A 24,563-nucleotide genomic window follows, 5' to 3' on the forward strand; every position below is an offset into this window, starting at 1 on the left:
CATTCCCATGATCTAAAGATCAGAGGAGTAGCAAAATGACAATAAAAGTAGTAACAGATAGCGGTTCCGGTCTTTCTCAAAAGAAGGCGAACGCGTTAGGAATAGATTTTTTGCCGCTGCAAGTCATCGTGGACGATCACACGTATTTGGACGGGGTGGATTTGGACATCGACGATTTGTATGACCATATCGCGCAGGGAGCCAGCGTCCAGACGTCGCTGCCGCCCCTTGGCATTATGGAAGATTTGCTGGAGTCGTATGAGGAGCAAGGCGTGGATCAGGTGATTTTGATTACGCTTTCCAACGGGTTGTCGAGCACGAACAGCACGTTTCTGGCGGCGGCAAACCGGCACGGCATCCAGGTGCATACGCTGGATTTGTTCACGACGCTGGGCGTGGAGCATTATTGCGCGCTGGCGGCAGCCAGTCTGAACGACAAAAACGTGGCGCCTGAACAAATCGTTTCGACGCTGAAGGAAGCCATCGACCGTTCGGCTGGGTACTTGATCGCGGAGGATCTTGACCATTTAGCCAAAGGAGGCCGTCTGACGCCGATGGCCGCCAAGCTGGGCGGCATGCTGAAAATCAAGCCGATTTTGGAAGTTTCGAAAAACACCGGGGGAAAAGTCGATGTATGGAGCAAGGTGCGAACGATGAGCAAGGCCATCAAGACGGGCGCCGATCAAATTGGACAAAGCGTCGACGATCCATCCCAGTATGTGTTTTACGTGCTGGACGCGCGCAACGAGGAAGGGGCCCAAACCGCGATCGAGGAATTGAAAAGCGTTTTAGGGGACCAGGCGGATATCCGCCGCGAGCCGATGTACGCCGTGATCGCCTGCCATACAGGTCTTGGCGCGGTCGGCATGCAGTATGTAAAGAAAGTAAAAGGGGAATAACGTATGAAAATCGCATTTGTGACCGATTCGGGCACCGGTCGTTCCAAAGCTTATTGGGCGGAAAAGGGCATTTATTCCTTGCCGCTGCAAATCGAAGTGAATGGACACAGCTTCGATGAGGAGGAAACGATCGCGATACCGGATGTGCTCGACAATTTGCACGCGAAGCTGCCGATGAAGACGTCGCTGCCAAAGCTGGGCGAAATCGAGGATTTGTTCGAACAGTTGAAAAAAGAAGGATATGACACGATTTTCGCGGTCCCGATTTGTACCGGTTTGTCTTCGACGATGAACGCGATGGAAATGGCGGCCCGGATGCTGGAAATAGAATTTATCGGCGTGGACTGCTATTCGACGGCGGTCGTGCAAGCCGACATGATCCTGACAGCCAAAAAAATGTGGGATGAAGGAAAAACGATGGAGGAAATCATTCGCGAACTCAATCGAATCGCGGCGTCGTGCGACACGATTTTGCTCGTCGACGATTTGAACCATTTGAAAAAAGGAGGTCGTCTGACGCCAATGGCGGCCGCGCTGGGCGGACTGTTGAAAATCAAGCCGATTTTGCATCTCAACATGGAAACCGAGGGGCGCATCGACGTCCTCGACAAAGTCCGGACGATGAACCGGGCGCAGGACTATGTGATTTCCCGCCTGAAAAATCTGGGCGTCGACCAGGATTACACGGTGATCGTCGCGCATGTCGACGCGGCGGAAGCGGCGCAAAAATACGGGGAGAAAATCAAGAACGCCATCGAAGGCGTGAAGATCCGCTATATTGACTTGGTGAGCGCGGTCAGCGTGCACACCGGACTGGGCTGCCTGGCTGTACAGGCGTTCCGTCCGCGCTTTTCCTAGCGCGTGGCACCATCCATTGGGTGGTGCTTTTTTGTTGCCAAAAGCAAAAAAAGAAGAGGCGAACCTCTTCTCGTTAGTCGTTGTCCAGCTTGGCCGCTTTCGAGAACAGCACGTAGCCGATGATGAACATGAATGTCAGGGCGGCGACACCGATGTTTTGATGACCGGTATACTGGGTGACCAGACCGACGACGAGCAAACCCAAAAAGCTGGCGCCCTTGCCGCAAATATCGAACAAGCCAAAATACTCGCCGCTCGCGTTTTCCGGAATGATCTTGGCGTAATAGGAACGGGAAAGCGCCTGAATGCCTCCCTGGAAGCATCCAACCGCGCCGGCCAAAAGCCAGAACTCCCACAGCTTGTCAAGCTGGATCGCGAACAAGGCGATCAGGAAGTAGGCGGCAATACAAATCTTGATGAGCCTGGCGGTATCGTATCGTTTCGACAGGCTGGCAAAGGTCAGACTGGCTGGAAACGCCACGATTTGCGTAAACAGCAACGCGAGCAGCAAACCGGTCGTATCCAGACCCAGGCTCGTTCCATACGCGGTCGCCAAGTCGATGATCGTGTACACCCCGTCGATGAAAAAGAAGAACGACAGCAAAAACAAGAACACTTTCCGTTCCTTTCGAATCGAGGAGAGCGTTTTCTTCAACCGCGAAAACGTATCCACGACAACGTGGCGCTGCGGTTCAATGTAGTGCTTTTGACGATAGGCTTTGGCAAGCGGCAGCGTGAAGGCGATCCACCAGCCGGCGTTGATCAAAAACGCGATCATCATCGCGGTGTGCATCGTGATGCCCAGCTTGTCGTAAAGCAGGACGAACACGAGCGAGATGACAAACGGGATGCAGCTGCCGATATAGCCGTAGGCGTAGCCCTGGCTGGAAACCGAGTCCATGTTTTGCTCGGTCGTGATGTCGACCAGCATCGAATCGTAAAAGACAAGCGAAAGCGAGTAGCAGATCTTGGCCGCGATATACAACACCAAAAACGAAAACCAGTACGACGGGATCCAGAAGCACGCCAGCGCCAGGGCGCCAAGCAGGGCGCTCGTCAAAAAGACGCGTTTCTTGCGGCCTTTGTAGTCGGCAATCGTGCCCAGGATCGGACCAAGCAAGGCGACGATGATCGTCGAGATGCTTGTGGCGTAGGACCAGTAACTGAGATAGTCGCTTTCCGCGACGCCTGCCGCCGATGAAAGCGAGTTGAAATAGATTGGCAGGATCGTGGAAACGAGCAAAATAAACGCCGAGTTTCCAATATCGTAACAAATCCACTTGAGTTCAAGCTTTGTGAGTTTCTTCATGAATGTTTTCCTCATTTCTTTTAATACAAAACTATGATACACGAATTTTTAAATTTTCAAACACATTTTCGAGTTGGTTGGAAAACTTTACCTGAAAAGCGTGCGTGAAAGCGTTTGAAAGGAAGTATGGTAAAATAAAAAACAAACACAAAGAAAGCAGAGGAGAACTATTTATGACGTATTGGCTCGATGCCTACTTTTATTTTATCGTATACAGCGTGGCGGGCTGGCTGTGCGAAGACGTGTATGTCGGAATCGGAAAGAAGAAGCTTGTCAACCGCGGATTTCTTTACGGACCGTATTGTCCGATTTACGGATTTGGCGCGCTCATCGTCCTTTATCCTCTCATGATGCTGGGCGACCATCCCGTGCTTGTGTTTTTCGGGGGCATGGTGCTGACGAGCGTGCTCGAGTACTTTACGAGCTGGATCATGGAAAAGCTGTTTCACGAGCGCTGGTGGGACTACAGCACGTACCGGTTCAATATCAACGGCCGGGTGTGCTTGCTGAATTCGGTCTTGTTCGGCTTGATGTCGCTGGTCGTCGTCTTTTTGATCCAGCCGCACGTCGAGGCGTGGGCGCACTCGATTCCGCTGCCGGCGATGGAAACGTTTTTGACGATTTTTACGATTGGCTTTTTCGCGGATCTTATCGTGACGTGCGTGCATTTGGTGAAGCGGCGCAACGTTTTGCAAAAGCTGCACAAGCAAATCGAGGCTTTGCAGACGCAGTTCGAGGAGGAAACCTCGATTCGTATCCGTTCGATGCACGACCAGCTTACCGAAGTGTCGACACGGATTGGCGAATGGGTCGAAAACCGTCCCGAGCTGGCCGACCGGCTGGACGAGCTGAACAAAACGATGGAAAAGATCCAGAAAATCCGGACGCAGCGGTTGTCCAAGGCGTTTCCTTCCCGTTTCATTACCGGACCGATGCAGGATTCGCACGTGATCGCCAAATATTTGCATCAGCGCGGACAAGAACAAAAAGAGGAAAATCAGGAACATTGACGGATGTTCCTTTTCTTTTTGAGGTATAATGGAAGCGATGAAAAATCCGAATCGAATCCGTTACACAAAATACATTCTTTTGCAGCGTATGGGCTGGATCTTCGCCGCGCTGACCGTTGTCGTGTCCATCGAGTACCGAACGTGGTTTGGCGTCTTGTGGATCGCGCTTTTCCTGTTTTTCTCATGGCGCTGCCGGATCCGGGCGAAAATGGCGCGGTGCGGCCTGGCGGGTGAGGAACAGACACAAAGCCTGCTGGAAGGACTGCCGAAAGGCTACACCGTCTTAAACAACGTCGAGCTGGAAGTGGGAGGCCGTCGTAGCGAAATTGATTTGCTCGTGGTCAGCGAATCCGGCTTGTTCGTGGTCGAGGTCAAAAACCACAGCGGCAGGATCTTCGGGCGCAAAGGACAAAACACGTGGCGCCAGGACAAGCGGCAGGAAACAAAATATATGAAAAATCCGCTGCACCAGCTGGAGCGGGAAATGAGGCTTCTGCGGCAGACGCTGGCTTCTTTTGGCGTGGCGGCACCGATTCGCGGGTGCGTGTTTTTCTCGAACGCCCGGGCCATCGACGTGGACTCGGGCGCGGTGCTGACCAACGGCAAAGCGCTGCTGGCAAGGATCCAGTCGTTTTCCGAACCGGTTTTGCGCAAGAGCGAGATCCGGAAAATTGTGCGAATTTTACGTTGATTTTCCCAAAGGGATTGTGCTAAGATATTGGAGCAAGTTTGCGCTTGCTCTCTGTTTCATTTTTTGAAACCAAATCAGTCCAAAGGGAGGTGTACGCATGAAAAAATATGAAATCATGATTATCGTGAACGCGTCTTTAGACGATGCTCAATTCGAAGCACTGGAAAAAAGACTTTTCGCTCCGATCCTGGAAAACGGAGGTTCGATCGACAATGTCGACAACTGGGGCGTTCGTGAGTTCGCGTATGAAATCGACCACATGAAAAAAGGTCATTACGTCGTTGTCAATGCGACGGCCGACAATGCGGGAATCGAGGAATTCCAGCGTCTGTGCCGTATCAACAACTCGGTGATCCGCATCATGGTCGTGAAAACTGAAAGCGAAAAATAATAGAGGAAAAACAATATGATCAATCGAGTGGTATTAGTAGGACGTCTTACAAAAGATCCTGAGCTTCGCAAGACGCAAAGCGGAACGAGCGTCGTATCGTATACGATCGCCGTCAATCGCCGCTCCCAGACGCCCGGCCAGCCGGACGCGGATTTCATCAGCTGCGTGGCATGGAACAAAACGGCCGAACTGATGGCGCAGTACCTTCACAAGGGCTCGCTGATCGGTGTCGAAGGCCGCATCCAGACCCGCAATTATGAAAACCAGCAGGGACAGCGCGTGTACGTGACGGAAGTCGTGACCGACAACGTTCAGTTCCTCGAGCCAAAAAACGCGCAGCCGCAGCAAAACGCGTACAATTCGTACGGCAACTCCAATTCGTACAATTCGTATTCGCAGCCGCAGCCCGCGCCGGTGAATCCTTACGCCCAGCCGGTGGATGACGGATTCAGCTCTGCTTTCGATGCGAATGACACGCTGGATATCGCCAGCGATGATTTACCATTCTAGAAAGGAACAAGAGATGGCTTTTAAAAAACAACGTATGGGTCGTAAAAAGGTTTGCTATTTTACGAAAAATAAAATCAAGGAAATCGACTACAAAGATGTAGAACTTTTGAAACGTTTCATCAACGCGAACGGAAAAATCATTCCTAGACGCGTAACCGGAACCCGCGCGAAATACCAGAGAATGCTGGCAACCGCAATTAAGCGCGCGCGTCAAATGGCTCTGCTTCCTTACGTAGTAGACTAATCAAGCAAAAGCGACAGGCGAAAGCCTGTCTTTTTAGTTTGGGCGGGATAGGAAAAAACGCGGTTGTGTATTATAATCTCTATTATGAATTCAACAATCAAAACCCGGCAGATCACCCGTGGGGCGATGGTTTGCGCCATCTACGGCGTGATGTTGCTGGTCAATCAACAATTTGCGTTAGCGCTTGAAGAAAGCATGTCCTGGCTGTTCGCCTTTCCGATTCTCATTTACGCGGCCCAAAATCCGGTCGCGATCGTGGGGGTGTGCGCGCTCGCCATGGCTCTCGAGTCGTTTTTGTTTGGCGGCTTTACGACGTGGTTTTACAGCTGGACGTCGATTTTGATCGGCTTGTGCTATGGAATCGGCGTGTACAAACGATGGAGCAACGGACTGAAGCTTGGCGTCACGTTCGTCCTGTCCTGCGTTTCCTATGGCTTGATTTTCGCTGTTTGGGCCGGGATCTTCGGCCTGGATCTGCAAGAGGATTTTGCATGGATCCAGCGCTGGCTTCCTTTCGTCGACTGGCGGGTTTTTGTGGGCGCGGTGGTGTTTTTGCTGTCGCTGCTGCAAACCGTCTGCATCCATTTGCTGGCGGTCATGGTGTGTATCCGGATGAAAATCTGGATTCCGCCCATTCGAAAAGTGGCGCAGATCCGGCCAAGACGCTGGATTGGATTTGTCACGATTGTCTTGCTGGCTCTGTTTTCTATGAGTCAAAGTATGGTAAAATATTCCTCAGAGATTCAGGATATCGTGATGATGGCCACGTTTATTGATTTATGCGTGCTGGATTATTACGGTATCGTCTATATGATGGATCGCTGCATTCGCTACAACAAGCGCTCGCTGACGTTTTTTGCGATCCTGGGCGGGTTTGTCCCGGGGCTGAATTTGATCTGGATCGTGCTCGGCGAGCTGGATTGTTTGATTGGCTTGAGGAAAGATAGAGGAAAATGATGAAAAAATACACGAAATGGCGCAATCTCATGATTGTCTTGATGGTGATCGTCGTCGGGCTGCTGGCCTATATGATTTGGGCCCACGACTGGGTGTCCGTCGTTCTGCTTGTTTTAATCAGCGGGCTGTTTTCAGCCGTCTTTATCGGTTTTTGGCACAATTTGAAAAAAAGAGGCTTGCAGACGGAATTCGATATTTCGCGAATCCTTGGCCGGGATGCCAAAGACGCCCTTCAGGTGGGGGATGTCGGGATCTTGACGTACAACGACGAATTCGTCGTCACGTGGGCGAGCGATTTTTTTCGCGAGCATGGCATTGATATCGTCAATAAAAAGGTGACGTCGTGGATCGAGAACATCCGCGAGCTTTTCGACGAGGACGTCGATTCCGTCATTGGAAAGTACGAGCACCACGTTTACGAAGTCATTAAAAAAGAAGACGCGCAAGTGCTGTACGCGCGCGACATCACCGAGCTGTACAAACTGCGCAAGCACCAAAAACAAAACGAAGTCGTGGCCGCCTTGATGCAGCTGGACAACTACGTGGAATACCAGTCGTATGAAAACGAGGACGTAATCGCGAAAATAAACACCCACTTGCGCACGCCGCTGGTTACCTGGGCAAAAGACCACCGCATGCTCGTGCGCCGCATTCGCTCGGATCGGATCTTCGTGCTGTTCAACCGGGAGATTCTCGACCAGATCCGGCACGAGAACTTCACGATCTTGCAGATCATCAAGGACGAGGCGGCGAAAATCGACGTGTCCATTACGCTGAGCGTCGCCATCGCGTATGGAACCGACGATTTCGAGGAATTGAACACGATGCTCAACGAGCTGATGGAGCTGGCGCAAAGCCGGGGCGGCGACCAGGCCGCCATTCAATGCGCGGGGCATCGCGTCCACTACATTGGCGGAAACTCGGAAACGAGTTCCCAGCGCTCCAAGGTCCGGGTGCGGATCATGGCCCAGTCCATCCAGGAGGCGATCAAGGAAAGCGGCCGGGTTTTCATTGTCGGCCACGTCAATTCGGATTACGACTGCATGGGCGCGGCTTTGTCCATGTCCAACTGGTGCCGGGCGCTGCATCGCAACGCGTTCATCGTTTTGCAGGATGTGCCACGCGACCATCAGCTTCAGGATACGATGGACCACTATAAACAGGCGATTGGGGAGCGCCACCGGTTTGTGACGGTGCAGGAAGCGATGGAAATGATCGACCCGAAAAACGATTTGGTCATTATGGTGGATCATGGCGTCCCGATGATTTCGTCGTCGAAGCCTTTTATCGACCGGATGGAACGAATCGTCGTGATCGACCATCATCGCCGCAACGAGCACTTTGTCGTCCACCCGCTCATTACGTATGTGGAAAGCCAGGCCTCGTCGACGTGCGAGCTGATCGTCGAGCTGATTCAGTCGATCCCAAACCACATCCCGATCTTCGAGGCGGAAGCGACGATTATGTATTTGGGATTGCTTGTGGATACGAACCGCTTTAAAATGCATACGTCGGCGCGTACATTCGAAACGGCGGCGACGTTGCGGATCTGGGGCGCCAACGCGAATTTCGCCGAAAAGGCGCTGTGCGAAAACATCGGCGATTTCCGGCTGCGAACCGAGCTCGTTTCGCAAGGGGAAATGTTTTTCGATCATTTTATCATCGCGGCGATCGAGGACAAGGAGCTCGATCGGACGATGATGTCGCAAGTTTCGGACTCGCTGCTGAAAATTAAAGGATGCCAGGCGTCTTTCACGATTGCGCGAACGAAAGCCGATCCGAACTGCGTGGCGGTCAGCGCCCGCAGCGACGGCACGTTCAACGTGCAGAAAATCATGGAGAAGATGCATGGCGGCGGTCATTTCGCGGCGGCCGCGCTGGAGCGCAAAGACACGACTGTGGGCGCCATCAAGGACGAGCTTCTTAAATGTTTGAAGGAGGATTTACAAAAATCATGAAAGTTATATTGCTGAAAGATGTGAAAAACGTCGGAAAAAAAGACGAAGTCAAGGAAGTGAACGACGGCTACGCCTCCAATTTCCTGTTTAAAAACAAAATGGCCGTTCCTTATACGAAGGGAAGCCAGAAGGTGCTGGCCGCGCAACTTAGTCAAAGAGCGGCCAACGAGGCGCAGCTGGAAAAGGAAGCCAACGAGTTGAAGGAACGGTTGAAGACGATGACGTTCGAATTCAAGCTGAAAGTCGGAAAAAACGGCAACGTGTTCGGCACGGTTTCGAACAAGCAAATCGTTCAGGCACTCGACGAGGCCGGGATTCAAATCGACAAGAAGCGCCTTCACAAAGAGGAGCCCATCAACTCGCTGGGAACGACAATCATCAAAGTGGATTTATATCGCAACAAGGTGATTGGGGAAATTAAAGTGCACGTCAGCGAAAAGGAGTGATCCATGGCGAAGGAACTTCCGAATTCGCAAAAGATCGAGCAGGCTTTGCTCGGTTCTTTAATGGTGTACTCCAGCGTGATGGCGACATGCACGGAACTGGATTTGACACCCGAGGAGTTTTACTTGCCCGCGCACGCCCGGATTTATCAGTGCATGCAGGAGCTAAGCGATTCGGGCCATCCGCTCGACCTCAACAATTTGATTACCCGGTTGCAGGACAAGGAGGAGCTTGAACGCGCCGGCGGGGCGGACTACATTATCAAGCTGATGGATTCGGCCATTTCGCCAGCGAACACGCACTCGTATATCGAAACGATCAAAAACAAGGCGCAGATGCGTGAACTCATCATGGCGGCCGACCAGATCGCGCAAAACACGTACGATTCGACGGACGATATCGACACGCTGCTCGACGAGGCGGAACGGGGCATCATGAACGTGACCCGGCACCGGCGGGGAACGGAATTTGAAAGCAGCCGCCAAATCGTGGAACGCGTCATCGAGGAGCTGAACCGCTTAAAGACGATGGACGGGGTGACCGGCATTAAAACCGGCTATTCGGATCTGGACCGCTACACGAATGGATTCCAGCGGGGCGACTTGATCATTTTGGCGGCGCGTCCCGCGATGGGAAAGTCGGCGCTGGCGCTCAATTTCGCCTCCGAAGTCGCCAAGCACAACAAAGACGAGGCGGTGGCGATTTTCTCGCTGGAAATGCCAACCGACTCGCTTATGAAGCGTTTGCTTAGCGCGGAAAGCGACGTGCAAGCCACGAAGCTGCGGGACGGGTCTTTATCCAACGAGGACTGGTCGAAGCTGTACGAAGGCGGCAACCGGCTGAGCGAGCGGAAAATTTTCATCGACGACACGTCGAGCATCAAGGTTTCCCAAATCTTTTCCAAGTGCCGCAAGCTAAAAAGCGAGTACGGCGCCTTGTCTTTGATCGTGATCGACTATTTGCAGCTCATTACCGGAACGCGCGCCGACTCCAGACAACAGGAAGTGTCGGACATTTCCCGAAACCTGAAGATCCTGGCCAAGGAGCTGGATTGCCCGGTTATCGCGCTGTCGCAGCTAAGCCGTGAAGTCGAGAAGCGAACCGACCACCGGCCGCAGCTGGCGGATCTTCGGGAATCGGGGTCGATTGAGCAGGACGCCGACATCGTCATGTTTTTGTATCGTGAAAAGTACTATGAACGTGAGGAAGAGGAAGCGGATAAAAAAGACACCGAGCTTGTCGACTTGACCTTGGCCAAGCACCGAAACGGCGGCCTTGGCGACATCAAGCTCGTGTTTCAAAAGTCGATTTCCAAATTTTCCACGTGGGATCAGACAAATCGGGGAGATGATATGTATGCGAATTGATTTATTGTGCAGCGGCTCCAAAGGAAACTGCTGCCTTGTGCGCGCCAAAGACACGCAAATCGTGATCGACTGCGGCTCGACAAAGCGGTATTTGACGCAGTCACTGCAAGCGGTGGGCGCGCAAATCGGACAGACGGACGCGATCTTGCTGACGCACAGCCATTCCGACCACGTGTCGCAACGCAAGCTGTTTGCCCAGATCCCGATGTATTCGTATTGCGAGGTGGAAGGCTTCGAGCGGCACACTCATGTCGAGCCGCTGGAGCAGTTCCGGATCCGGGAATTGTCGATTCGCCTCATTCCTTTGTCGCATGACGCGCCGAAAACGGCGGGATATGTCATTTCGGACGGGGAGCAGACGCTCGTGTATATTACCGATACGGGCTATATCGCCAATTCGAACAAGCCGTATTTGAAAAACGCCGACTACTATATTTTCGAAAGCAACCACGACGTGCCGATGCTGATGGGGACGAGCCGGCCGCTGTATTTGAAGCAGCGGATCTTGTCGCCAAGCGGACACTTGAATAACGAGGATAGCGCGAAAAACCTGACGGAGCTTGTCGGCGAGAACACGACCGACATCGTGCTGGCGCATTTGTCGCAGGAGGCCAACACGCCGGAGCTGGCGCTAAAGGCGCTGCACGCTTGTTTTGCGCGCAAGCAAATTCCAACCGACGGCATGCAGATCCGGGCGGCGGAGCAATTTCAAATCGAGACGATTGAACGCGGCTCGTGTGCCTGAAAAGGACGCGAACCGTTTTTTTTTGGCGTATTTTCGCGTTTTCACATATTTCCTATATTTTGGTCCAAAGTGAAATTTGGACGGTTGAGTGGATTTTATTTTTTGAAAAGCTGCTATAAATATCTTGCAACTTTTTGGCTCCCGGATAGCTAGATGGTTTTTTTTGATATGCAGGTTTGCTATAATGGGGACGATAAAAAGGTGGTGAAACAGATGCTTAAGGTAATTGATCATCCACTGATCCGTCACAAACTGACTGTGATGAGAGATAAAGACACGGGAACCAAAGATTTTCGCGACAATCTCGATGAGATCGGGGGATTGATGGTATATGAAGTGACGCGTGACCTTCCGCTCAAGGATCTTGAGATCGAGACGCCGATTTGTCCATACGTGGCCAAGACGCTGGCGACACCGATCGTTGTGGCGCCGATTTTGCGGGCCGGTCTGGGAATGGTGAGTGGAATTCTTTCGCTCATTCCAACGGCGAAAGTTGCGCATATCGGATTGTATCGGGACGAGGAGACGCTGGAGCCCCATACGTATTTTGAGAAGTATCCAAAACACATGGACGAGTCGACGGTGATCATCGTGGATCCTATGCTGGCGACCGGCGGTTCAAGCGCGGCTGCGATCGACATGGTGAAACGCCAGGGAGCGACGAACATCAAGCTCGTATGCCTCGTTGGCGCGCCGGAAGGCGTGGAGCTGATCGAGAAGCTGCATCCGGATGTGGACATTTATTTGGCGGCGCTTGACGAACGCCTGAATGAGAATGGCTACATCGTTCCCGGACTTGGCGATGCGGGGGACCGTATTTTCGGGACGAAGTAATGAAACCGGCGCAGTTTCCCGGCTTTCTGCTTGTCAATTTGCTGGTGTGCCTTTTGATTGGCTACCTGTTGGATGACTGGCTTCACACGACGCCGGTGTTTCTGGTCGTTTTTGTTTTGTACGCATTGATTGGAAGCTTTGCGCTGCTGCTGTATAAAGGGAAAAAGAAACATGGATGATTTAAAGAGACTGTTTGTCGAAACGACGAAAGATTCGCTGTTGCTCGCTCTTCCATGTGCATGTGCCGCTTTTTTTTGCTTTGGATGGCTTAGCGGGCTTGGCGTGGTTGTCGGCGTCGTCACCGGACAGGTGGGACTGTGGATGATCATCCGGTTCGCGAAGTCGATCACGACGCATAAAAAGGCGGATCGGGCGGGACTTACCCAGTATGTTCTGCGCTATTGTATGTACGGGATCGTCATGGTCGCGTTCGCTTGCGTGCATGTGCCGGTCCTGGCGATGCTGGCTGGCTTCATGTGCAGCAAAGGCGCGCTTTTGATGTATTCCCGAAAACTGAGAAAGGAGGCAGACGATGCCTGAAGTTAGTGAGGTCGTGATCCGCCTGGGCGGTTTCACGATCGAAATCCAGCAATCCATCTTCGTCTGGCTTTGTATTTGTGTATTGGCGATGTTCTTCTTCTACTTTGCCGGGAAGAAGATCGAAAAAGCGGATCCTTCCAAGCCCACCCAAGGGCTTGTGTACGTCTGCGAGGAAATGTACAACTTGATCCTGTACGTCGTGCAGGGCAATTTGAAGGAGACGACGACACATTACATTCCAATGTTTGGAACGCTGATCCTGCTGATGGTGGTAGCCAATCTGACAGGACTGATCGGGCTTCAGAACCCGACTTCGAACGTGAGTTTCAACGCGACGCTGGCTTTGACGCTGTGGCTGATGATCCAGGGCAACGCGATCAAAAAAGCGGGACTCAAAGCCCGTTTAAAGGAACTGACGGAGCCGATGTGGCTGCTGACGCCGCTGAACATCATCGGCGAGCTCGCATTGCCGATTTCATTGACGATGCGTTTATTTGGTAATATTTTGGCGGGAAGTATCATTACGCTGCTTGTGTACACGCTGATCAAAAACATCGCGCCTTGGGGTTATCTCGGCTTGACGCTGACCCCGTTCCTGCATATGTATTTTGATATCTTCTCGGGTGTGATTCAGACTTACATCTTCTTCACGCTGGGCTCGTTCTTCCTAGGACAGCAAGTCAGCAAGCAGGAAGATTAAGATAAATTTTAACAGGAGGAAACAACATGGGATTTAACGAATTTTTCGTACAAGGTATGGCATTGTTAGGTGCCGGCATCGCGATGGTTGCCGGACTTGGTCAAGGTATCGGGCAAGGTTTTGCCGCTGGTAAAGGTGCTGAAAGCGTTGGACGCAATCCGGAAGCAGCCGGAAAGATCCAGTCCATCATGGTCCTTGGTATCGCGCTTGCCGAAACGACCGGTATCTACTCGCTTGTCATCGCGATCTTATTGATCTTCATCAAAGGTTAAGATTGCAGGGTGATCGGTGATGATAGATTTTAACATTGATAACTATCTGCGAATTTCACTGACCGATGTAATATTAGTATGTATTTCCACCGCGCTGATCGTTTTGTTCGCCAAGCATTTTTTCTGGAATAAGATCATTGCTCTCGTGAAAAAAAGACAAGATCTCATTCAGGAAAACATCAATGCGTCCATCGAACTGAAAGAGGAGGCGCTTGAAACGAAAGCCGCGTACGACGAGAAGATGAAGGGCATCGGAAAAGAGGCGCACGCCATCATCGAGTCCGCCAAGCAACAGGCGAACCAGGAGAAGGCGCAAATCCTTTCCGAAGCGAACGCCCAAGCCACTCGAATCAAAGACGCGGCCCATGAAGACATAGAACGGGATAAACGCAAGGCGGAAGCGGCCATGAAGAGCGCCATTAGCGATGTGGCGATCGAAGTGGCCAAAAACATCGTTCAAAAAGAAATGGATGAAAAAACACAGCAAGCCTACGTCGATGCGTTTATCGAACAGGCAGGGAATAACGAATGGTAGCCAGTTACAAACCGTACGCCAGTGCGCTTTTTGAAATCGCGCAGGAACAAGGGAAGGAACAAGCGTATCTGGACGAGTTGAGAAACCTCGAGCAGATCTGGAAGTCCAACGCGGACTTCGCCCTCGCCCTCTCGCATCCAAAAATCGCGAAAGCGGAAAAAAGAGAATGGCTCCGACAGGTCTTCGCCTCGGGCGTCGATCCGGTCGTGCTCAATTTCCTGTATGTGCTAAACGAGCATGGAATCGCGGCGCATGTGCCCGAGATCGCGGACGAGTACGCGGATTTGTATCGCAAGAGCGAGCAGATCGAGGAAGTGCATGTGCAAAGCGCGACGGCGTTGAGCGAAGCGCAGATAGAAGCTCTTTCCAAAATGCTGAAAGAGAAACTGAATAAAAACGTTGAACTGACGGTCGACGTCGATCCCGACTTGATCGCCGGTCTGAAAGTCAAAGCGAAAGACATCGTGCTGGACAACACGGTGAAGACGCGCCTTGACAATCTAAAAGAGAAATTGAATGAAAAGTAGGTGAAACAATGAGTTTAAATCCGGTAGAAATCAGTAAACTGATCAAAGCCCAGATTCAAAACATCGACCAGGACCTCGAAATGAGCGAAACAGGTACGGTGCTTTCCGTCGGGGATGGAATCGCAACGGTTTACGGATTAAAAGACGCCATGATGTCTGAACTTCTTTTGTTTCCGCATGATGTATATGGTATGGTCATGAACCTGGAGGAAGACTCCGTCGGAGTCGTTTTGATGGGGGAAAACTATGACATCAAAGAAGGAGACCTCGTAAAGAGAACAGGCCATATCGTGGAGGTTCCGGTCGGAGACGCCATGGTCGGACGCGTTGTCAACGCGCTCGGACAGCCGATTGACGGCGACGGACCGATCGAAACGACGAAAATGCGTCCTGTGGAGCGGGTCGCTCCGGGCGTTATGACGCGGAAAAGCGTATCCGTCCCTTTACAGACAGGGTTGAAAATCATCGACTCCATGATCCCGATCGGACGTGGACAGCGTGAGTTGATCATCGGAGACAGACAAACAGGAAAAACGGCAATCGCCATCGACACGATCTTGAACCAAAAAGGAAAAGACGTTCTTTGTATTTACGTGGCGATTGGTCAAAAAGCGAGTACAGTCGCGCAAATCGTGGAAAAGCTGAAACAGCACGACGCGATGAAATACACGACGATCGTCGTGGCGACGGCTTCCGAGCCGGCGCCTCTCCAGTACATCGCGCCATACGCGGGATGCGCCATTGGCGAGGAATGGATGGAAAACGGCAAAGACGTGCTCATCGTCTATGACGATTTAAGCAAGCACGCGGTGGCGTATCGAACGATGTCGCTGCTGCTGCGTCGTCCACCTGGACGCGAGGCGTATCCGGGCGACGTCTTCTATTTGCATTCCAGATTGCTGGAACGGGCGGCCCGTCTGAACGAGAACTATGGAAATGGTTCTTTGACCGCGCTGCCAATCATTGAAACGCAGGCCGGCGATATTTCGGCGTACATTCCAACCAACGTCATTTCCATCACGGACGGGCAAATCTTCTTGAAGACCGACATGTTCAACGCCGGTATCCGTCCGGCGGTCGACTCCGGTTTGAGCGTGTCCCGTGTTGGATCGGCGGCGCAAATCAAGGCGATGAAGCAAGTGTCCAATTCGCTAAAGCTGGAACTGGCGCAATACCACGAAATGGAAAGCTTCGCGAAATTCGGATCCGATTTGGACGCGTCGACGACCGAGGTGCTCAACCATGGCGAACGGCTGACGCAGCTGCTCATTCAAAAGCAGTACGACCCGATGCCGGTGGCGCAGGAAGTGCTTTCCTTGTTCGCGGCGAAATACAAGTATCTTAAATCGGTTCCGGTCGACAAGGTTTTGAAATACGAGCACGATATGCTGGCGTTCATCGAACGCGAATACCCGTATATCCTTGATCAAATCAACAGCGAAAAAGCGCTGTCGGACGATTTGATCGCCCAAATCCGCAAGGCGCTTGACGAGTTTGCGAAGGAGTTCGCCATAACAGAAGGAACTGGCGATGGCACAAAGTAGACAGGATATTCAATCGCGGATCGCGTCGGTCGACTCGACGAAAAAGATCACGAAAGCCATGCAGCTGGTCGCCAGCAGCAAGCTGTCGAAACAGCGCGAGGCGATGGAGCGCAACCGCGAGTACGCGCACGCGTTGCAAAACCTGCTGACGCTGATCGTCAACGCCGCCGGAAAGAACGATCCGTACTTGAAGGAAAACGAAGGCAAGCCGGCGTTCGTGTTCGTCATCACATCCGACATGGGGCTGTGTGGCGGCTACAACGCCAACATTTACCGGACGGTTTTGCAGGATCTTTCCCAAAACGACCGGATCGTGATGGTCGGCAGCCGCGGGGCGCAGTGGGCGCAAGCCAAGGATCTTCATTGCGATGCCACATTGATTGATTTAAACGAAGACACGGCGTATATGGATCTGGCCAACCAGATGCAGCTGGCGCTCGATTTGTTCAATGAAAAGAAAATTTCAAAAATCGAAGTGCTGTATACGCATTATAAAAATACTTTGACATTTATTCCGGTTCTCGAGACGATCATTCCGGTCCGTATCGAAAAAGAGCAGGAAAAGCACAATCCGGTGCAGACGATTTTCGAGCCGAACAAGGCGGCGATGCTTTCGAGCATCGTGCCGATGGCGGCAAAATCCGTCCTCTATTCTTTGTATCTTGAATCCAAGACGAGCGAACAAGCTTCGCGAAGAATGGCGATGGAGTCGGCAACGGACAACGCGACCGAGCTCCAGGAACAGCTTGAACTCGCTTATAACCGGATCCGTCAGGGCGCGATCACGCAGGAAATCACCGAGATCGTCGGTGGAGCGAACGCGCTCGCATCCTAAGGAGGTAGTGGATGGAAAACGTAGGAACTGTCGCCCAAGTCATCGGGCCGGTTGTCGATGTCAAATTTGACGAAGACCACCTGCCTGACTTGCTGACGGCAATTAAAATAAAAAAACCAGACGGGGACGACCTCGTCGTGGAAGTGGCCCAGGGCATCGGCGCCGATATGGTGCGCTGCATCGCGATGGGCAGCACGGACGGTTTGGTTCGCGGCATGAAGGCGATCGACACGGGAAAACCGATTCAGGCCCCGGTCGGCCACGGCGTGCTCGGCCGGATGTTCAACGTGCTTGGACAGCCAATCGACGGGCTGGGCGCGGTCAAAACCGATACGGAAATGTCGATTCACCGCAAAGCGCCGGCTTTTGACGAGCAGGCGACTTCGAGCGCCATTTTGGAAACGGGAATCAAGGTCATCGACTTGTTGTGTCCGTACGCCAAAGGTGGAAAAATCGGCTTGTTCGGCGGCGCCGGTGTCGGAAAAACCGTATTGATCCAGGAGCTGATCCACAACATCGCCAAGGAGCATGGCGGCAAATCCGTCGTCGTTGGCGTTGGCGAGCGGACACGTGAAGGAAACGACATGTACTGGGAAATGAAAGAGTCCGGCGTATTGGATAAGACCGTCCTCGTTTACGGACAGATGAACGAGTCGCCAGGCGCCCGGATGCGGGTTGGCTTGACGGGCTTGACGATGGCGGAGTACTTCCGCGATGTCGAGCACCAGGACGTGTTGTTGTTTATCGACAACATTTTCCGATTCACCCAGGCCGGTTCGGAAGTCAGCGCCTTGCTGGGTCGGGTGCCGAGCGCCGTAGGCTACCAGCCGACGTTGGCGACCGAGATGGGACAGCTGCAAGAGCGGATCACGTCGACGAAAGACGGTTCGATCACAAGTATTCAGGCGGTTTATGTGCCGGCCGACGACTTGACGGACCCGGCGCCGGCGACCACGTTTACGCATTTGGACGCGAAAACCGTCCTTTCCCGTGATATCGCCGCCCTTGGTATTTATCCGGCGGTGGATCCGCTGGATTCCTCGTCGCGAATGCTCGATCCGCTTGTGGTCGGCGAGAAGCACTACAAGGTGGCGCGCGGAGTGCAAAGCATTTTGCAGCGCTATAAAGAGCTTCAGGATATCATCGCGATTCTTGGTATGGATGAATTGTCCGAAGAGGATAAGAAAATCGTAAACCGCGCCCGCCGTGTCCGGAACTTCCTTTCCCAGCCATTCAGCGTGGCGGAAGTGTTCTCGGGCATTCCAGGCCAATACGTGCCGGTTGACAAGACGGTCGATGATTTTGAAAAGCTTTTGAACGGCGACTACGACGATTTGCCGGAGCAGGCGTTCCTGTTGGTCGGAACGATCGAGGACGCCATCAACAAGGCGAAGAAGATCGAGGCTGAGTCATGATCAAAATCAGGGTCGTGACACCATTAGGCGAATATCTCGACCTTGACGTCAAAAGCATCCACGTGAAAAGCGTGGAAGGGGAAATGACGATTCTTCCAAAACATATGCCGATCGTGGCGGCGCTCGTTCCTTGCCGGCTGAAATTGAAAGACGGAAACGACAAGGATCTCGACTACGCGATCGCGGGAGGATTTTTGCATTTCGGAAATGATGAAGCGCTTTTGCTGACGGATGCAATCGAAGGCAAAGACGAGATTGACTTGGAACGGGCGAAAAAAGCGTACGAGCGTGCGCGCGCCCGCATCGACAAAAAAGACACCACCACGAATATGAAACGGGCGGAGCTCTCTTTGCAAAGAGCGCTCAACCGAATCAGCGTTCACGGATAGAAACGAAGAGCCATGAAAATGTGGCTCTTTTTTTGTTGAGTATCCATTTTCTTCTGAATAAGCCATTTCATCATGCGCGATGATTCCAGGCATGGTTATCCCTTGGCAAAGAAGAAAGAATGACGTGTCTGTTTTTGTGAAAATATGGGATGTGCTTGAAAACAGTCTTAAGTTATATTAAACTAACTAATTGTTAAAGGAGACTAACTCATGATTGATAAACGATTGCTTCAAGCATTCCCGGACAGCATGCCGGGCATTCGAAAAAACATATTTTGCCAATGGATCGGCTTGCTTGCCAACACCGCGTTGAGCGGCTGCATCGCGTGGCTTATCGCCCGGACGATGGCGGGCGCGCCGGTGAACGTGGGCGCCACGCTGCTGATCATGGCAGGATGCATCGTCGTGCGGTTGATCATGAACCAGCAGGCGACGATGGCGAGCTTTTCCTCAAGTACGGTTGTGAAGGAACAAATGCGCGACAAGCTCTTTTCCAAGCTCGTCCAAATCGGACCCGGCTATTTAAACCGGTGGTCGACCGCGGAAATCGTCCAGCTGTTTGGTGAAGGTGTCGACCAGCTCGAAACGTATTTTGGCAGCTACATTCCGCAGTTTTTCTACGCGCTGCTCGCGCCGCTCACGCTCTTTGTCGTGACGTTGTTTTTAGACTGGAAAGCCGCGCTCGTCCTGCTCGTGTGCGTGCCGCTCATCCCGGCTTCGATTATCGCGGTGCAAAAGTTCGCCAAAAAACTGCTTGGCAAATACTGGGGCCAGTACACGCAGCTTGGCGACAGCTTTCTGGAAAACCTGCAAGGGCTGACGACATTGAAGATTTACGAGGCGGATGGCCTTCGCCATCAGGAAATGAACGAGGAAGCGGAAAAATTCCGCAAAATCACGATGCGCGTCTTGACAATGCAGCTCAATTCGATTTCCGTCATGGACCTTGTCGCCTATGGCGGGGCGGCCGCCGGCATCCTCGTCGCCCTGGGCGCGTATCAGAGCGGGACGATCACGTTGTTTCAAACGATTTTGATCGTTTTGCTGTCGGCAGAGTTCTTCCTGCCCATGCGAACGCTGGGCTCGTACTTCCACATCGCGATGAACGGCATGGCCGCCAGCGCGAAGATGTTCGCGATTTTGGACGCGCCTGTTTCGACGCGTCGTCAAAGCGATCTTTCCGGTCTGGACACGCTGGCTTTGCGTGACGTCGACTTCGCGTATGAGGAAGATTTGACGCTGCAAAACATCGACCTCGTCATTGAAAAAGGAAAGAAAACCGCGATCGTCGGCGAGTCGGGTTCGGGAAAAAGCACGATCGCCAAGCTGCTGCTGGGCCAGATCCAGGCCAAAAAAGGAACGATCGAGTGGAACGGCACGGATTTGAATGACATCCAGCTCGCCTCCTTGTATGCGCACGTTTCGTATTTAGGACACGAATCGACGCTATTCAAAGGCACGGTGCGGGATAACTTGCGCATGGCCGACCCGACGCATTTGGACGAGGCGCTCTGGAGAGCGCTCCAGCTGGCCGGCATTGCCAAAGACTTGGAAGAGGCGCAAGGACTTGACACCCTGGTTGAGGAAGGCGGCGCCAACTTCTCCGGCGGACAAAGGCAACGCATCGCCCTGGCCAGACTGCTGCTGAAGTCTGGCGATCTGATGATTTTGGACGAGGCGACAAGCAACGTGGACGTCGAAACGGAAGACCGGATCATGCAAGTTGTGCGCTCTTTGCGCGACAAGACGATTTTGTGCATTTCGCACCGCCTCAAAAACATCGTGGACGCCGACGTCATTTACGTGCTGCAAGACGGCCGGCTCGTTCAAAAAGGAACGCACGACGAGTTAGTGCAAACAGAGGGGCGCTACGCCACGTTATGGAACACGCAGCAAGCGCTGGAACGATACAGCCAGGGAGGACAATATGCATAAATCGAATCGACAAATTTTATCGAAACTCATTGTGTTCGTGAAGCCGATGCTGCCTGTCATGGTCATCGCCATCGCGATGGGGACGATCGGCTTTCTGGCCGCGATCCTCATTCCGGTGCTGGGCGCCCAAGGCGTTGTCCACATCATGGAAGGGCGGACATTGCGGACGATCGTGATCGCGATGGCGGCCTGCGCCGTGCTGCGAGGGGTTTTGCGCTATGCCGAGCAGGCGTGCAACCACTATATCGCGTTTCGGCTGCTTGCCCACATCCGCGATCTTGTGTTTGGTAAACTGCGCGCCTTGTCGTGCGCCAAGCTGGAAGGACGCGACAAAGGCAACTTTATTTCCTTGATCACAAGCGACGTGGAACTGCTGGAAGTGTTTTACGCGCATACGATTTCCCCGGTTTGTATCGCCTTGCTCGTATCAGCGATTTGCGTGGCGTGGCAGGCTTCGATGCATGGGGTTTTGGCTTTCATTGCTTTGGCGGGCTACGCTACGGTTGGTATCGGCATTCCGTTTTGGTTGTCGAAAACGAGCGCCAAAGCGGGCAAGGCGTTTCGCGAGCAGGCGGGCGCGCAAAACGCGATGGTGCTTGAAAGCGTGCGCGGGATGAAGGAACTGTTGTGGTTTCAGGCGGCAAATCGTCGGAAGGAACAAATCCTGCAAAGCACGAAAGAGCTTGCAAGCAAGGAAAAAAAGATCAAGCAAGGCATGGCGAAGGGCGTGTCGGCGACCAACGTGTGCGTCATCGCGTTTACAGTGCTGACGCTGCTGGCTTCCATGGCGCTCGCGCGGCAGGGAATGGTCGTTTCCGATGTCGTGCTAATGGCGCCGATGCTTATGATTTCCTCGTTTGGACCGGTGATCGCGTTGTCGAATTTAGGAACGGGTCTGGCGCAAACGCTGGGGGCCGGGGAACGGCTGCTCGACTTGCTGGAAGAGGAAGCCGCGATGGAAGAGGTGGAAGACGGGGCGGATGCCGCTTTTGGCTCGATCGCGGTTGAAAACGTAGATTTCGCGTATGGCAAGGAGCGGGTGCTTCAAAATTTCTCGACGCAAATTCCAAAAAACCGCATTTTAGGCATTCAGGGAAAAAGCGGCTGCGGCAAGTCGACGCTGTTGAAGCTGCTCATGCGGATGTGGGATGTCGACGAAGGTCGAATCTTGATTGACGAAAAATCCATTCAAGGGATCAACACCCGCTCGCTTCGCCGGCATGAAAGCTATGTCGCGCAGGAAACGGTGCTGTTTCACGACTCGATCGCGCGCAATTTGCGGATCGCGAAGGCGGACGCAAGCGACGAGGAGCTGGTGGCGGCTTGCAAAAAGGCGAGCATTCACGACTTTATCATGTCGTTGCCGCAAGGCTACGACACCCCGGTCGCGGAGCTTGGAAGCAGCGTGTCGGGTGGCGAGCGGCAGCGGCTTGGTTTGGCGCGCGCGTTTTTGCACGATGGCGACGTGCTGCTGCTCGACGAGCCGACAAGCAATTTGGATAGTTTGAACGAGGGCGCCATTTTGAAGGCGGTCGATGAAAACAAAGCAGGAAAAACGATTGTGCTCGTTTCGCATCGCACGTCTTCGTTGCAGTTCGCGGACACGATTTTGAAAATGGAGAAAACATGAAAAAAGACAAAGACCAAAAAAGAAAAGACGAGATTCGGCTGGTGGGCGAAATGATTCGTCTGTACTATAAACATCATGAAGGCGACGGGCAGGCGCTGATCGACTACGCTACGTTGCGCATCAACAAATGCCCGTTTATGGAAACGAAAACGTTTTGTTCGGCTTGCAAAGTGCATTGCTATCGAAAGGAAGAGCGGGAGCAAATCCGGGCGGTGATGCGTTACGCGGGACCGCGGATGCTGTTACGCCATCCGGTTTTGGTCATCCGCCACTTACTGGTGGAATGGAAAGAGAAAAGAGAGGGAAGGTTGAAGGCGGTATGAAAATCGTATACTTGATCATTGGGTTTTTGGGGCTTGGTCTGGGCGTGCTGGGAGCGATCCTGCCGCTGCTGCCGGCGTTTCCGTTTTTATTGCTGGCCGCCTTCGGATTTGGCAAGGGGAGCGATCGGCTTCATCGCTGGTTTCTTTCCACCAATTTGTACAAGGATAACCTGGAAAGCTGGGTGAAGGAGCGGGGAATGTGCCGGCGGGCGAAGATCCGGGTCATGGCGATCATCACGTTGACGATGGCGTTTGGATTTGTCATGATGGATCAGGTGCCTGTCGGACGAATCGTTCTTGTCCTGGTGTGGATCGGTCATGTGGCTTACTTTCGGTTTGGGATGAAAACGTTGGAGAATTAACAAAAAAAAGAATTTTCCTCTTTACAAATGCTCGATTTTTCGTTATTATAATTGAGCACATGGCGGTTGTGGTGAAGTGGTTAACACAACGGATTGTGGCTCCGTCATTCGCGCGTTCGATCCGCGTCAGCCGCCCCATTTGAAAATACACTCTGAAGAGAATCTTCAGAGTTTTTTTATAAACAGGAAGAGGTAGACGATGAAAAAGAGATGGAAAAGAGATGGAAAAGAGCGTGTGTGGCTGGCTGGATGGGTTTGATGCTGGCGGGCTGCCAGCCGGCACAAGCCCCGCAAGGCGCTTGCGATAGCGACAAGGCGTGCGCGGTCGACGCGCCGCAAGCCGAAAGCGGTCTTTCGGATCCGCAGCCCTTTGAGAGGGCGCTGACTTTTTTCGAGAATGGAGAAAGCGGCGTCTTGTATTTCGGATTTGCGGATTGTCCGTGGTGCCAGGAGGCGGTGCCGGTTTTAAAGGAAGAGACCGAAAAAGCGAGACGTTCCGTCGTTTTTATTCAAACGCGGGATGAAAACCGCGAACTGGAATATACGGACGAGCAAAAAGCGCGGATCACGCCGTATATCGAAGAGTACATGTCGGAAAACGACGAAGGGGAACTGACTTTGTTTGTGCCTTGCGTGCTCGTCGTGGAAAACGGGACGGTCGTATCCGGCCATGTCGGCACGGTGGATGGACATGACGCTCATGAGCGGACTATGACGGATGCGGAAAAGGAGCAGCTGCATCAAACGTACGCGGCGATGCTACGCTAGCTATTTTTCATGGAGAAAGAGATAGCGCAGGGCGTACCATGCCAAAAGCGTAAAGGAAGGAAGAAAAAGACAGCGTTCAAACGCGATCCAGTCCCGGGCGCAAACGCTTGTCAAAACATTGGTGGCGACCGGCTGCCACTGCGGGTCGAGCGCGGTAAACGCGATGGAGCCAAACAACGAGCAGCCGGTCAGCAAGCTGGTAATCCAAAGCATGTGCCGGGTGGTGGCGGCATCGCTGAAAATCAACTTAAACATGAAAAAACCTCCAACGGATGATTATACGGGATGGAAAGGCGGCTTTCGATTCAAATGCTCGTCATTTGAAAAAAAGATAAAAAGTGGTTGCATTGGCTTTTTGTTCATGCTAATATAAGTGAGCGCTAATGATTGGCGTCGACAATTATTCTTGGAGATGTACTCAAGTGGCTGAAGAGGTGCCCCTGCTAAGGGTATAGGTCGGGAAACTGGCGCGAGAGTTCAAATCTCTCCATCTCCGCCATCTTTTTTTTGAATGTTTTGGTCCAGTGGTGTAGTGGTTAACATGCCTCCCTGTCACGGAGGAGATCGTGGG

30 protein-coding genes and 2 tRNA genes are annotated in these 24,563 nt (G+C 52.7%); 30 read left to right on the plus strand and 2 right to left on the minus strand.

Annotated features, from left to right (window positions below; translation table 11 throughout):
- Nucleotides 1-35: 35 nt before the first annotated feature.
- Together E5336_RS10075 and E5336_RS10080 are read left to right on the plus strand one after the other, a co-directional pair.
- Nucleotides 36-899, plus strand: a complete 864-nt coding sequence (locus tag E5336_RS10075; RefSeq protein WP_135980992.1) for a DegV family protein — start codon at nt 36-38, stop codon at nt 897-899.
- A gap of 3 nt (nt 900-902) precedes the next feature.
- Nucleotides 903-1,757, plus strand: a complete 855-nt coding sequence (locus tag E5336_RS10080; RefSeq protein ID WP_135980993.1) for a DegV family protein — start codon at nt 903-905, stop codon at nt 1,755-1,757.
- A gap of 73 nt (nt 1,758-1,830) precedes the next feature.
- Here the strand turns inward: E5336_RS10080 and E5336_RS10085 are convergent, their stop codons facing one another.
- Nucleotides 1,831-3,066, minus strand: coding sequence for an MFS transporter (locus E5336_RS10085; RefSeq protein ID WP_277820851.1), 1,236 nt, complete (start codon nt 3,064-3,066; stop codon nt 1,831-1,833).
- Nucleotides 3,067-3,239: 173 nt separating this feature from the next.
- On the opposite strand from E5336_RS10085, the gene E5336_RS10090 reads away from it, so the two are divergent.
- The 27 genes from E5336_RS10090 (at nt 3,240) to E5336_RS10220 (ending at nt 23,992) form a co-directional block, all read left to right on the plus strand.
- Nucleotides 3,240-4,076 (plus strand): putative ABC transporter permease, encoded by an 837-nt coding sequence (locus E5336_RS10090; RefSeq protein WP_135980995.1) that lies wholly within the window; start codon nt 3,240-3,242, stop codon nt 4,074-4,076.
- A gap of 37 nt (nt 4,077-4,113) precedes the next feature.
- Nucleotides 4,114-4,767 carry a nuclease-related domain-containing protein gene (locus E5336_RS10095; protein WP_168353638.1) on the plus strand — a complete coding sequence of 218 codons (654 nt, stop codon included), beginning with the start codon at nt 4,114-4,116 and terminating at the stop codon, nt 4,765-4,767.
- 97 nt (nt 4,768-4,864) lie between these two features.
- On the plus strand, nt 4,865-5,158 hold the full coding sequence (rpsF, locus tag E5336_RS10100; RefSeq protein ID WP_135980997.1) for a 30S ribosomal protein S6: 294 nt from the start codon (nt 4,865-4,867) through the stop codon (nt 5,156-5,158).
- A 15-nt stretch (nt 5,159-5,173) separates the two neighbouring features.
- Complete coding sequence (gene ssb / locus E5336_RS10105) at nt 5,174-5,668, plus strand: single-stranded DNA-binding protein (RefSeq protein ID WP_135980998.1); 495 nt, start codon at nt 5,174-5,176, stop codon at nt 5,666-5,668.
- A gap of 13 nt (nt 5,669-5,681) precedes the next feature.
- The gene (gene rpsR, locus E5336_RS10110; RefSeq protein WP_003864783.1) at nt 5,682-5,912 is read left to right on the plus strand and encodes a 30S ribosomal protein S18; all 231 of its coding nucleotides are present in this window, start codon (nt 5,682-5,684) and stop codon (nt 5,910-5,912) included.
- A gap of 84 nt (nt 5,913-5,996) precedes the next feature.
- Nucleotides 5,997-6,869 (plus strand): YybS family protein, encoded by an 873-nt coding sequence (locus E5336_RS10115; protein ID WP_135980999.1) that lies wholly within the window; start codon nt 5,997-5,999, stop codon nt 6,867-6,869.
- Nucleotides 6,866-8,827 carry a GGDEF domain-containing protein gene (locus E5336_RS10120; RefSeq protein WP_277820852.1) on the plus strand — a complete coding sequence of 654 codons (1,962 nt, stop codon included), beginning with the start codon at nt 6,866-6,868 and terminating at the stop codon, nt 8,825-8,827. The genes E5336_RS10115 and E5336_RS10120 overlap by 4 nt, the downstream gene beginning before the upstream one ends.
- Nucleotides 8,824-9,273 (plus strand): 50S ribosomal protein L9, encoded by a 450-nt coding sequence (gene rplI, locus E5336_RS10125; protein WP_135981000.1) that lies wholly within the window; start codon nt 8,824-8,826, stop codon nt 9,271-9,273. Before E5336_RS10120 ends, rplI begins: the two co-directional genes overlap by 4 nt.
- A 3-nt stretch (nt 9,274-9,276) precedes the next feature.
- Nucleotides 9,277-10,638 (plus strand): replicative DNA helicase, encoded by a 1,362-nt coding sequence (dnaB, locus tag E5336_RS10130; RefSeq protein WP_135981001.1) that lies wholly within the window; start codon nt 9,277-9,279, stop codon nt 10,636-10,638.
- A complete protein-coding gene (locus E5336_RS10135) occupies nt 10,628-11,383 on the plus strand; it encodes an MBL fold metallo-hydrolase (RefSeq protein WP_135981002.1) in 756 nt (251 codons plus the stop codon). Before dnaB ends, E5336_RS10135 begins: the two co-directional genes overlap by 11 nt.
- Before the next feature lie 213 nt (nt 11,384-11,596).
- A complete protein-coding gene (gene upp / locus E5336_RS10140; RefSeq protein WP_135981003.1) occupies nt 11,597-12,217 on the plus strand; it encodes a uracil phosphoribosyltransferase in 621 nt (206 codons plus the stop codon).
- Nucleotides 12,217-12,396, plus strand: coding sequence for an AtpZ/AtpI family protein (locus E5336_RS10145; RefSeq protein ID WP_135981004.1), 180 nt, complete (start codon nt 12,217-12,219; stop codon nt 12,394-12,396). Before upp ends, E5336_RS10145 begins: the two co-directional genes overlap by 1 nt.
- Nucleotides 12,389-12,757: an ATP synthase subunit I gene (locus E5336_RS10150; RefSeq protein ID WP_135981005.1), complete on the plus strand. Its 369-nt coding sequence runs from the start codon at nt 12,389-12,391 to the stop codon at nt 12,755-12,757. Before E5336_RS10145 ends, E5336_RS10150 begins: the two co-directional genes overlap by 8 nt.
- A complete protein-coding gene (locus E5336_RS10155; protein ID WP_135981006.1) occupies nt 12,750-13,457 on the plus strand; it encodes a FoF1 ATP synthase subunit A in 708 nt (235 codons plus the stop codon). The genes E5336_RS10150 and E5336_RS10155 overlap by 8 nt, the downstream gene beginning before the upstream one ends.
- A gap of 26 nt (nt 13,458-13,483) precedes the next feature.
- A complete protein-coding gene (gene atpE, locus E5336_RS10160) occupies nt 13,484-13,729 on the plus strand; it encodes an ATP synthase F0 subunit C (RefSeq protein ID WP_135981007.1) in 246 nt (81 codons plus the stop codon).
- A 19-nt stretch (nt 13,730-13,748) separates the two neighbouring features.
- Nucleotides 13,749-14,264 carry a F0F1 ATP synthase subunit B gene (atpF, locus tag E5336_RS10165; protein ID WP_135981008.1) on the plus strand — a complete coding sequence of 172 codons (516 nt, stop codon included), beginning with the start codon at nt 13,749-13,751 and terminating at the stop codon, nt 14,262-14,264.
- Entirely contained in the window at nt 14,258-14,791 is a 534-nt protein-coding gene (gene atpH / locus E5336_RS10170) for an ATP synthase F1 subunit delta (protein WP_135981009.1), read from the plus strand. Before atpF ends, atpH begins: the two co-directional genes overlap by 7 nt.
- 8 nt (nt 14,792-14,799) lie before the next feature.
- Nucleotides 14,800-16,335 carry a F0F1 ATP synthase subunit alpha gene (gene atpA / locus E5336_RS10175; protein ID WP_135981010.1) on the plus strand — a complete coding sequence of 512 codons (1,536 nt, stop codon included), beginning with the start codon at nt 14,800-14,802 and terminating at the stop codon, nt 16,333-16,335.
- Complete coding sequence (gene atpG / locus E5336_RS10180) at nt 16,322-17,170, plus strand: ATP synthase F1 subunit gamma (RefSeq protein ID WP_135981011.1); 849 nt, start codon at nt 16,322-16,324, stop codon at nt 17,168-17,170. Before atpA ends, atpG begins: the two co-directional genes overlap by 14 nt.
- A gap of 11 nt (nt 17,171-17,181) precedes the next feature.
- Complete coding sequence (atpD, locus tag E5336_RS10185) at nt 17,182-18,585, plus strand: F0F1 ATP synthase subunit beta (RefSeq protein WP_135981012.1); 1,404 nt, start codon at nt 17,182-17,184, stop codon at nt 18,583-18,585.
- Nucleotides 18,582-18,974, plus strand: coding sequence for an ATP synthase F1 subunit epsilon (gene atpC / locus E5336_RS10190; RefSeq protein ID WP_135981013.1), 393 nt, complete (start codon nt 18,582-18,584; stop codon nt 18,972-18,974). Before atpD ends, atpC begins: the two co-directional genes overlap by 4 nt.
- Before the next feature lie 210 nt (nt 18,975-19,184).
- Nucleotides 19,185-20,909 (plus strand): ABC transporter ATP-binding protein/permease, encoded by a 1,725-nt coding sequence (locus E5336_RS10195; protein ID WP_135981014.1) that lies wholly within the window; start codon nt 19,185-19,187, stop codon nt 20,907-20,909.
- A complete protein-coding gene (locus E5336_RS10200; RefSeq protein ID WP_135981015.1) occupies nt 20,902-22,539 on the plus strand; it encodes an amino acid ABC transporter ATP-binding/permease protein in 1,638 nt (545 codons plus the stop codon). Before E5336_RS10195 ends, E5336_RS10200 begins: the two co-directional genes overlap by 8 nt.
- Nucleotides 22,536-22,862, plus strand: a complete 327-nt coding sequence (locus E5336_RS10205) for a nitrous oxide-stimulated promoter family protein (RefSeq protein WP_135981016.1) — start codon at nt 22,536-22,538, stop codon at nt 22,860-22,862. Before E5336_RS10200 ends, E5336_RS10205 begins: the two co-directional genes overlap by 4 nt.
- Nucleotides 22,859-23,224: a YbaN family protein gene (locus E5336_RS10210; RefSeq protein ID WP_135981017.1), complete on the plus strand. Its 366-nt coding sequence runs from the start codon at nt 22,859-22,861 to the stop codon at nt 23,222-23,224. The genes E5336_RS10205 and E5336_RS10210 overlap by 4 nt, the downstream gene beginning before the upstream one ends.
- Before the next feature lie 62 nt (nt 23,225-23,286).
- Nucleotides 23,287-23,362, plus strand: a tRNA-His gene (locus tag E5336_RS10215).
- A gap of 72 nt (nt 23,363-23,434) precedes the next feature.
- Nucleotides 23,435-23,992, plus strand: coding sequence for a TlpA family protein disulfide reductase (locus E5336_RS10220; protein ID WP_135981018.1), 558 nt, complete (start codon nt 23,435-23,437; stop codon nt 23,990-23,992).
- Here E5336_RS10220 and E5336_RS10225 read toward each other — a convergent pair whose 3' ends face one another.
- Entirely contained in the window at nt 23,993-24,247 is a 255-nt protein-coding gene (locus E5336_RS10225) for a hypothetical protein (RefSeq protein WP_135981019.1), read from the minus strand.
- A 153-nt stretch (nt 24,248-24,400) separates the two neighbouring features.
- Here E5336_RS10225 and E5336_RS10230 point away from each other — a divergent pair.
- A tRNA-Ser gene (locus E5336_RS10230) sits at nt 24,401-24,491 on the plus strand.
- The last annotated feature ends 72 nt before the right edge of the window (nt 24,492-24,563 follow it).

The sequence above is a fragment of the Dubosiella muris genome (assembly GCF_004793885.1).
GTDB classification, from domain to species: Bacteria; Bacillota_I; Bacilli_A; order Erysipelotrichales; family Erysipelotrichaceae; genus Dubosiella; species Dubosiella muris.

Excerpts from the sequence above, each read along its gene's own strand:
- E5336_RS10135 (WP_135981002.1), top strand. The coding sequence starts at position 10,628 with ATGCGAATTGATTTATTGTGCAGCGGCTCCAAAGGAAACTGCTGCCTT.
- E5336_RS10225 (WP_135981019.1), bottom strand. The coding sequence starts at position 24,247 with ATGTTTAAGTTGATTTTCAGCGATGCCGCCACCACCCGGCACATGCTT.
- E5336_RS10220 (WP_135981018.1), top strand. The coding sequence starts at position 23,435 with ATGGAAAAGAGATGGAAAAGAGCGTGTGTGGCTGGCTGGATGGGTTTG.
- atpE (WP_135981007.1), top strand. The coding sequence starts at position 13,484 with ATGGGATTTAACGAATTTTTCGTACAAGGTATGGCATTGTTAGGTGCC.
- rpsR (WP_003864783.1), top strand. The coding sequence starts at position 5,682 with ATGGCTTTTAAAAAACAACGTATGGGTCGTAAAAAGGTTTGCTATTTT.
- E5336_RS10200 (WP_135981015.1), top strand. The coding sequence starts at position 20,902 with ATGCATAAATCGAATCGACAAATTTTATCGAAACTCATTGTGTTCGTG.
- E5336_RS10095 (WP_168353638.1), top strand. The coding sequence starts at position 4,114 with ATGAAAAATCCGAATCGAATCCGTTACACAAAATACATTCTTTTGCAG.
- E5336_RS10205 (WP_135981016.1), top strand. The coding sequence starts at position 22,536 with ATGAAAAAAGACAAAGACCAAAAAAGAAAAGACGAGATTCGGCTGGTG.
- atpH (WP_135981009.1), top strand. The coding sequence starts at position 14,258 with ATGGTAGCCAGTTACAAACCGTACGCCAGTGCGCTTTTTGAAATCGCG.
- rplI (WP_135981000.1), top strand. The coding sequence starts at position 8,824 with ATGAAAGTTATATTGCTGAAAGATGTGAAAAACGTCGGAAAAAAAGAC.
- ssb (WP_135980998.1), top strand. The coding sequence starts at position 5,174 with ATGATCAATCGAGTGGTATTAGTAGGACGTCTTACAAAAGATCCTGAG.
- E5336_RS10210 (WP_135981017.1), top strand. The coding sequence starts at position 22,859 with ATGAAAATCGTATACTTGATCATTGGGTTTTTGGGGCTTGGTCTGGGC.
- atpF (WP_135981008.1), top strand. The coding sequence starts at position 13,749 with ATGATAGATTTTAACATTGATAACTATCTGCGAATTTCACTGACCGAT.
- upp (WP_135981003.1), top strand. The coding sequence starts at position 11,597 with ATGCTTAAGGTAATTGATCATCCACTGATCCGTCACAAACTGACTGTG.
- E5336_RS10080 (WP_135980993.1), top strand. The coding sequence starts at position 903 with ATGAAAATCGCATTTGTGACCGATTCGGGCACCGGTCGTTCCAAAGCT.
- E5336_RS10085 (WP_277820851.1), bottom strand. The coding sequence starts at position 3,066 with ATGAAGAAACTCACAAAGCTTGAACTCAAGTGGATTTGTTACGATATT.
- E5336_RS10145 (WP_135981004.1), top strand. The coding sequence starts at position 12,217 with ATGAAACCGGCGCAGTTTCCCGGCTTTCTGCTTGTCAATTTGCTGGTG.
- E5336_RS10120 (WP_277820852.1), top strand. The coding sequence starts at position 6,866 with ATGATGAAAAAATACACGAAATGGCGCAATCTCATGATTGTCTTGATG.
- atpG (WP_135981011.1), top strand. The coding sequence starts at position 16,322 with ATGGCACAAAGTAGACAGGATATTCAATCGCGGATCGCGTCGGTCGAC.
- E5336_RS10075 (WP_135980992.1), top strand. The coding sequence starts at position 36 with ATGACAATAAAAGTAGTAACAGATAGCGGTTCCGGTCTTTCTCAAAAG.
- E5336_RS10115 (WP_135980999.1), top strand. The coding sequence starts at position 5,997 with ATGAATTCAACAATCAAAACCCGGCAGATCACCCGTGGGGCGATGGTT.
- E5336_RS10090 (WP_135980995.1), top strand. The coding sequence starts at position 3,240 with ATGACGTATTGGCTCGATGCCTACTTTTATTTTATCGTATACAGCGTG.
- rpsF (WP_135980997.1), top strand. The coding sequence starts at position 4,865 with ATGAAAAAATATGAAATCATGATTATCGTGAACGCGTCTTTAGACGAT.
- dnaB (WP_135981001.1), top strand. The coding sequence starts at position 9,277 with ATGGCGAAGGAACTTCCGAATTCGCAAAAGATCGAGCAGGCTTTGCTC.
- E5336_RS10155 (WP_135981006.1), top strand. The coding sequence starts at position 12,750 with ATGCCTGAAGTTAGTGAGGTCGTGATCCGCCTGGGCGGTTTCACGATC.
- atpC (WP_135981013.1), top strand. The coding sequence starts at position 18,582 with ATGATCAAAATCAGGGTCGTGACACCATTAGGCGAATATCTCGACCTT.
- atpD (WP_135981012.1), top strand. The coding sequence starts at position 17,182 with ATGGAAAACGTAGGAACTGTCGCCCAAGTCATCGGGCCGGTTGTCGAT.
- E5336_RS10195 (WP_135981014.1), top strand. The coding sequence starts at position 19,185 with ATGATTGATAAACGATTGCTTCAAGCATTCCCGGACAGCATGCCGGGC.
- atpA (WP_135981010.1), top strand. The coding sequence starts at position 14,800 with ATGAGTTTAAATCCGGTAGAAATCAGTAAACTGATCAAAGCCCAGATT.
- E5336_RS10150 (WP_135981005.1), top strand. The coding sequence starts at position 12,389 with ATGGATGATTTAAAGAGACTGTTTGTCGAAACGACGAAAGATTCGCTG.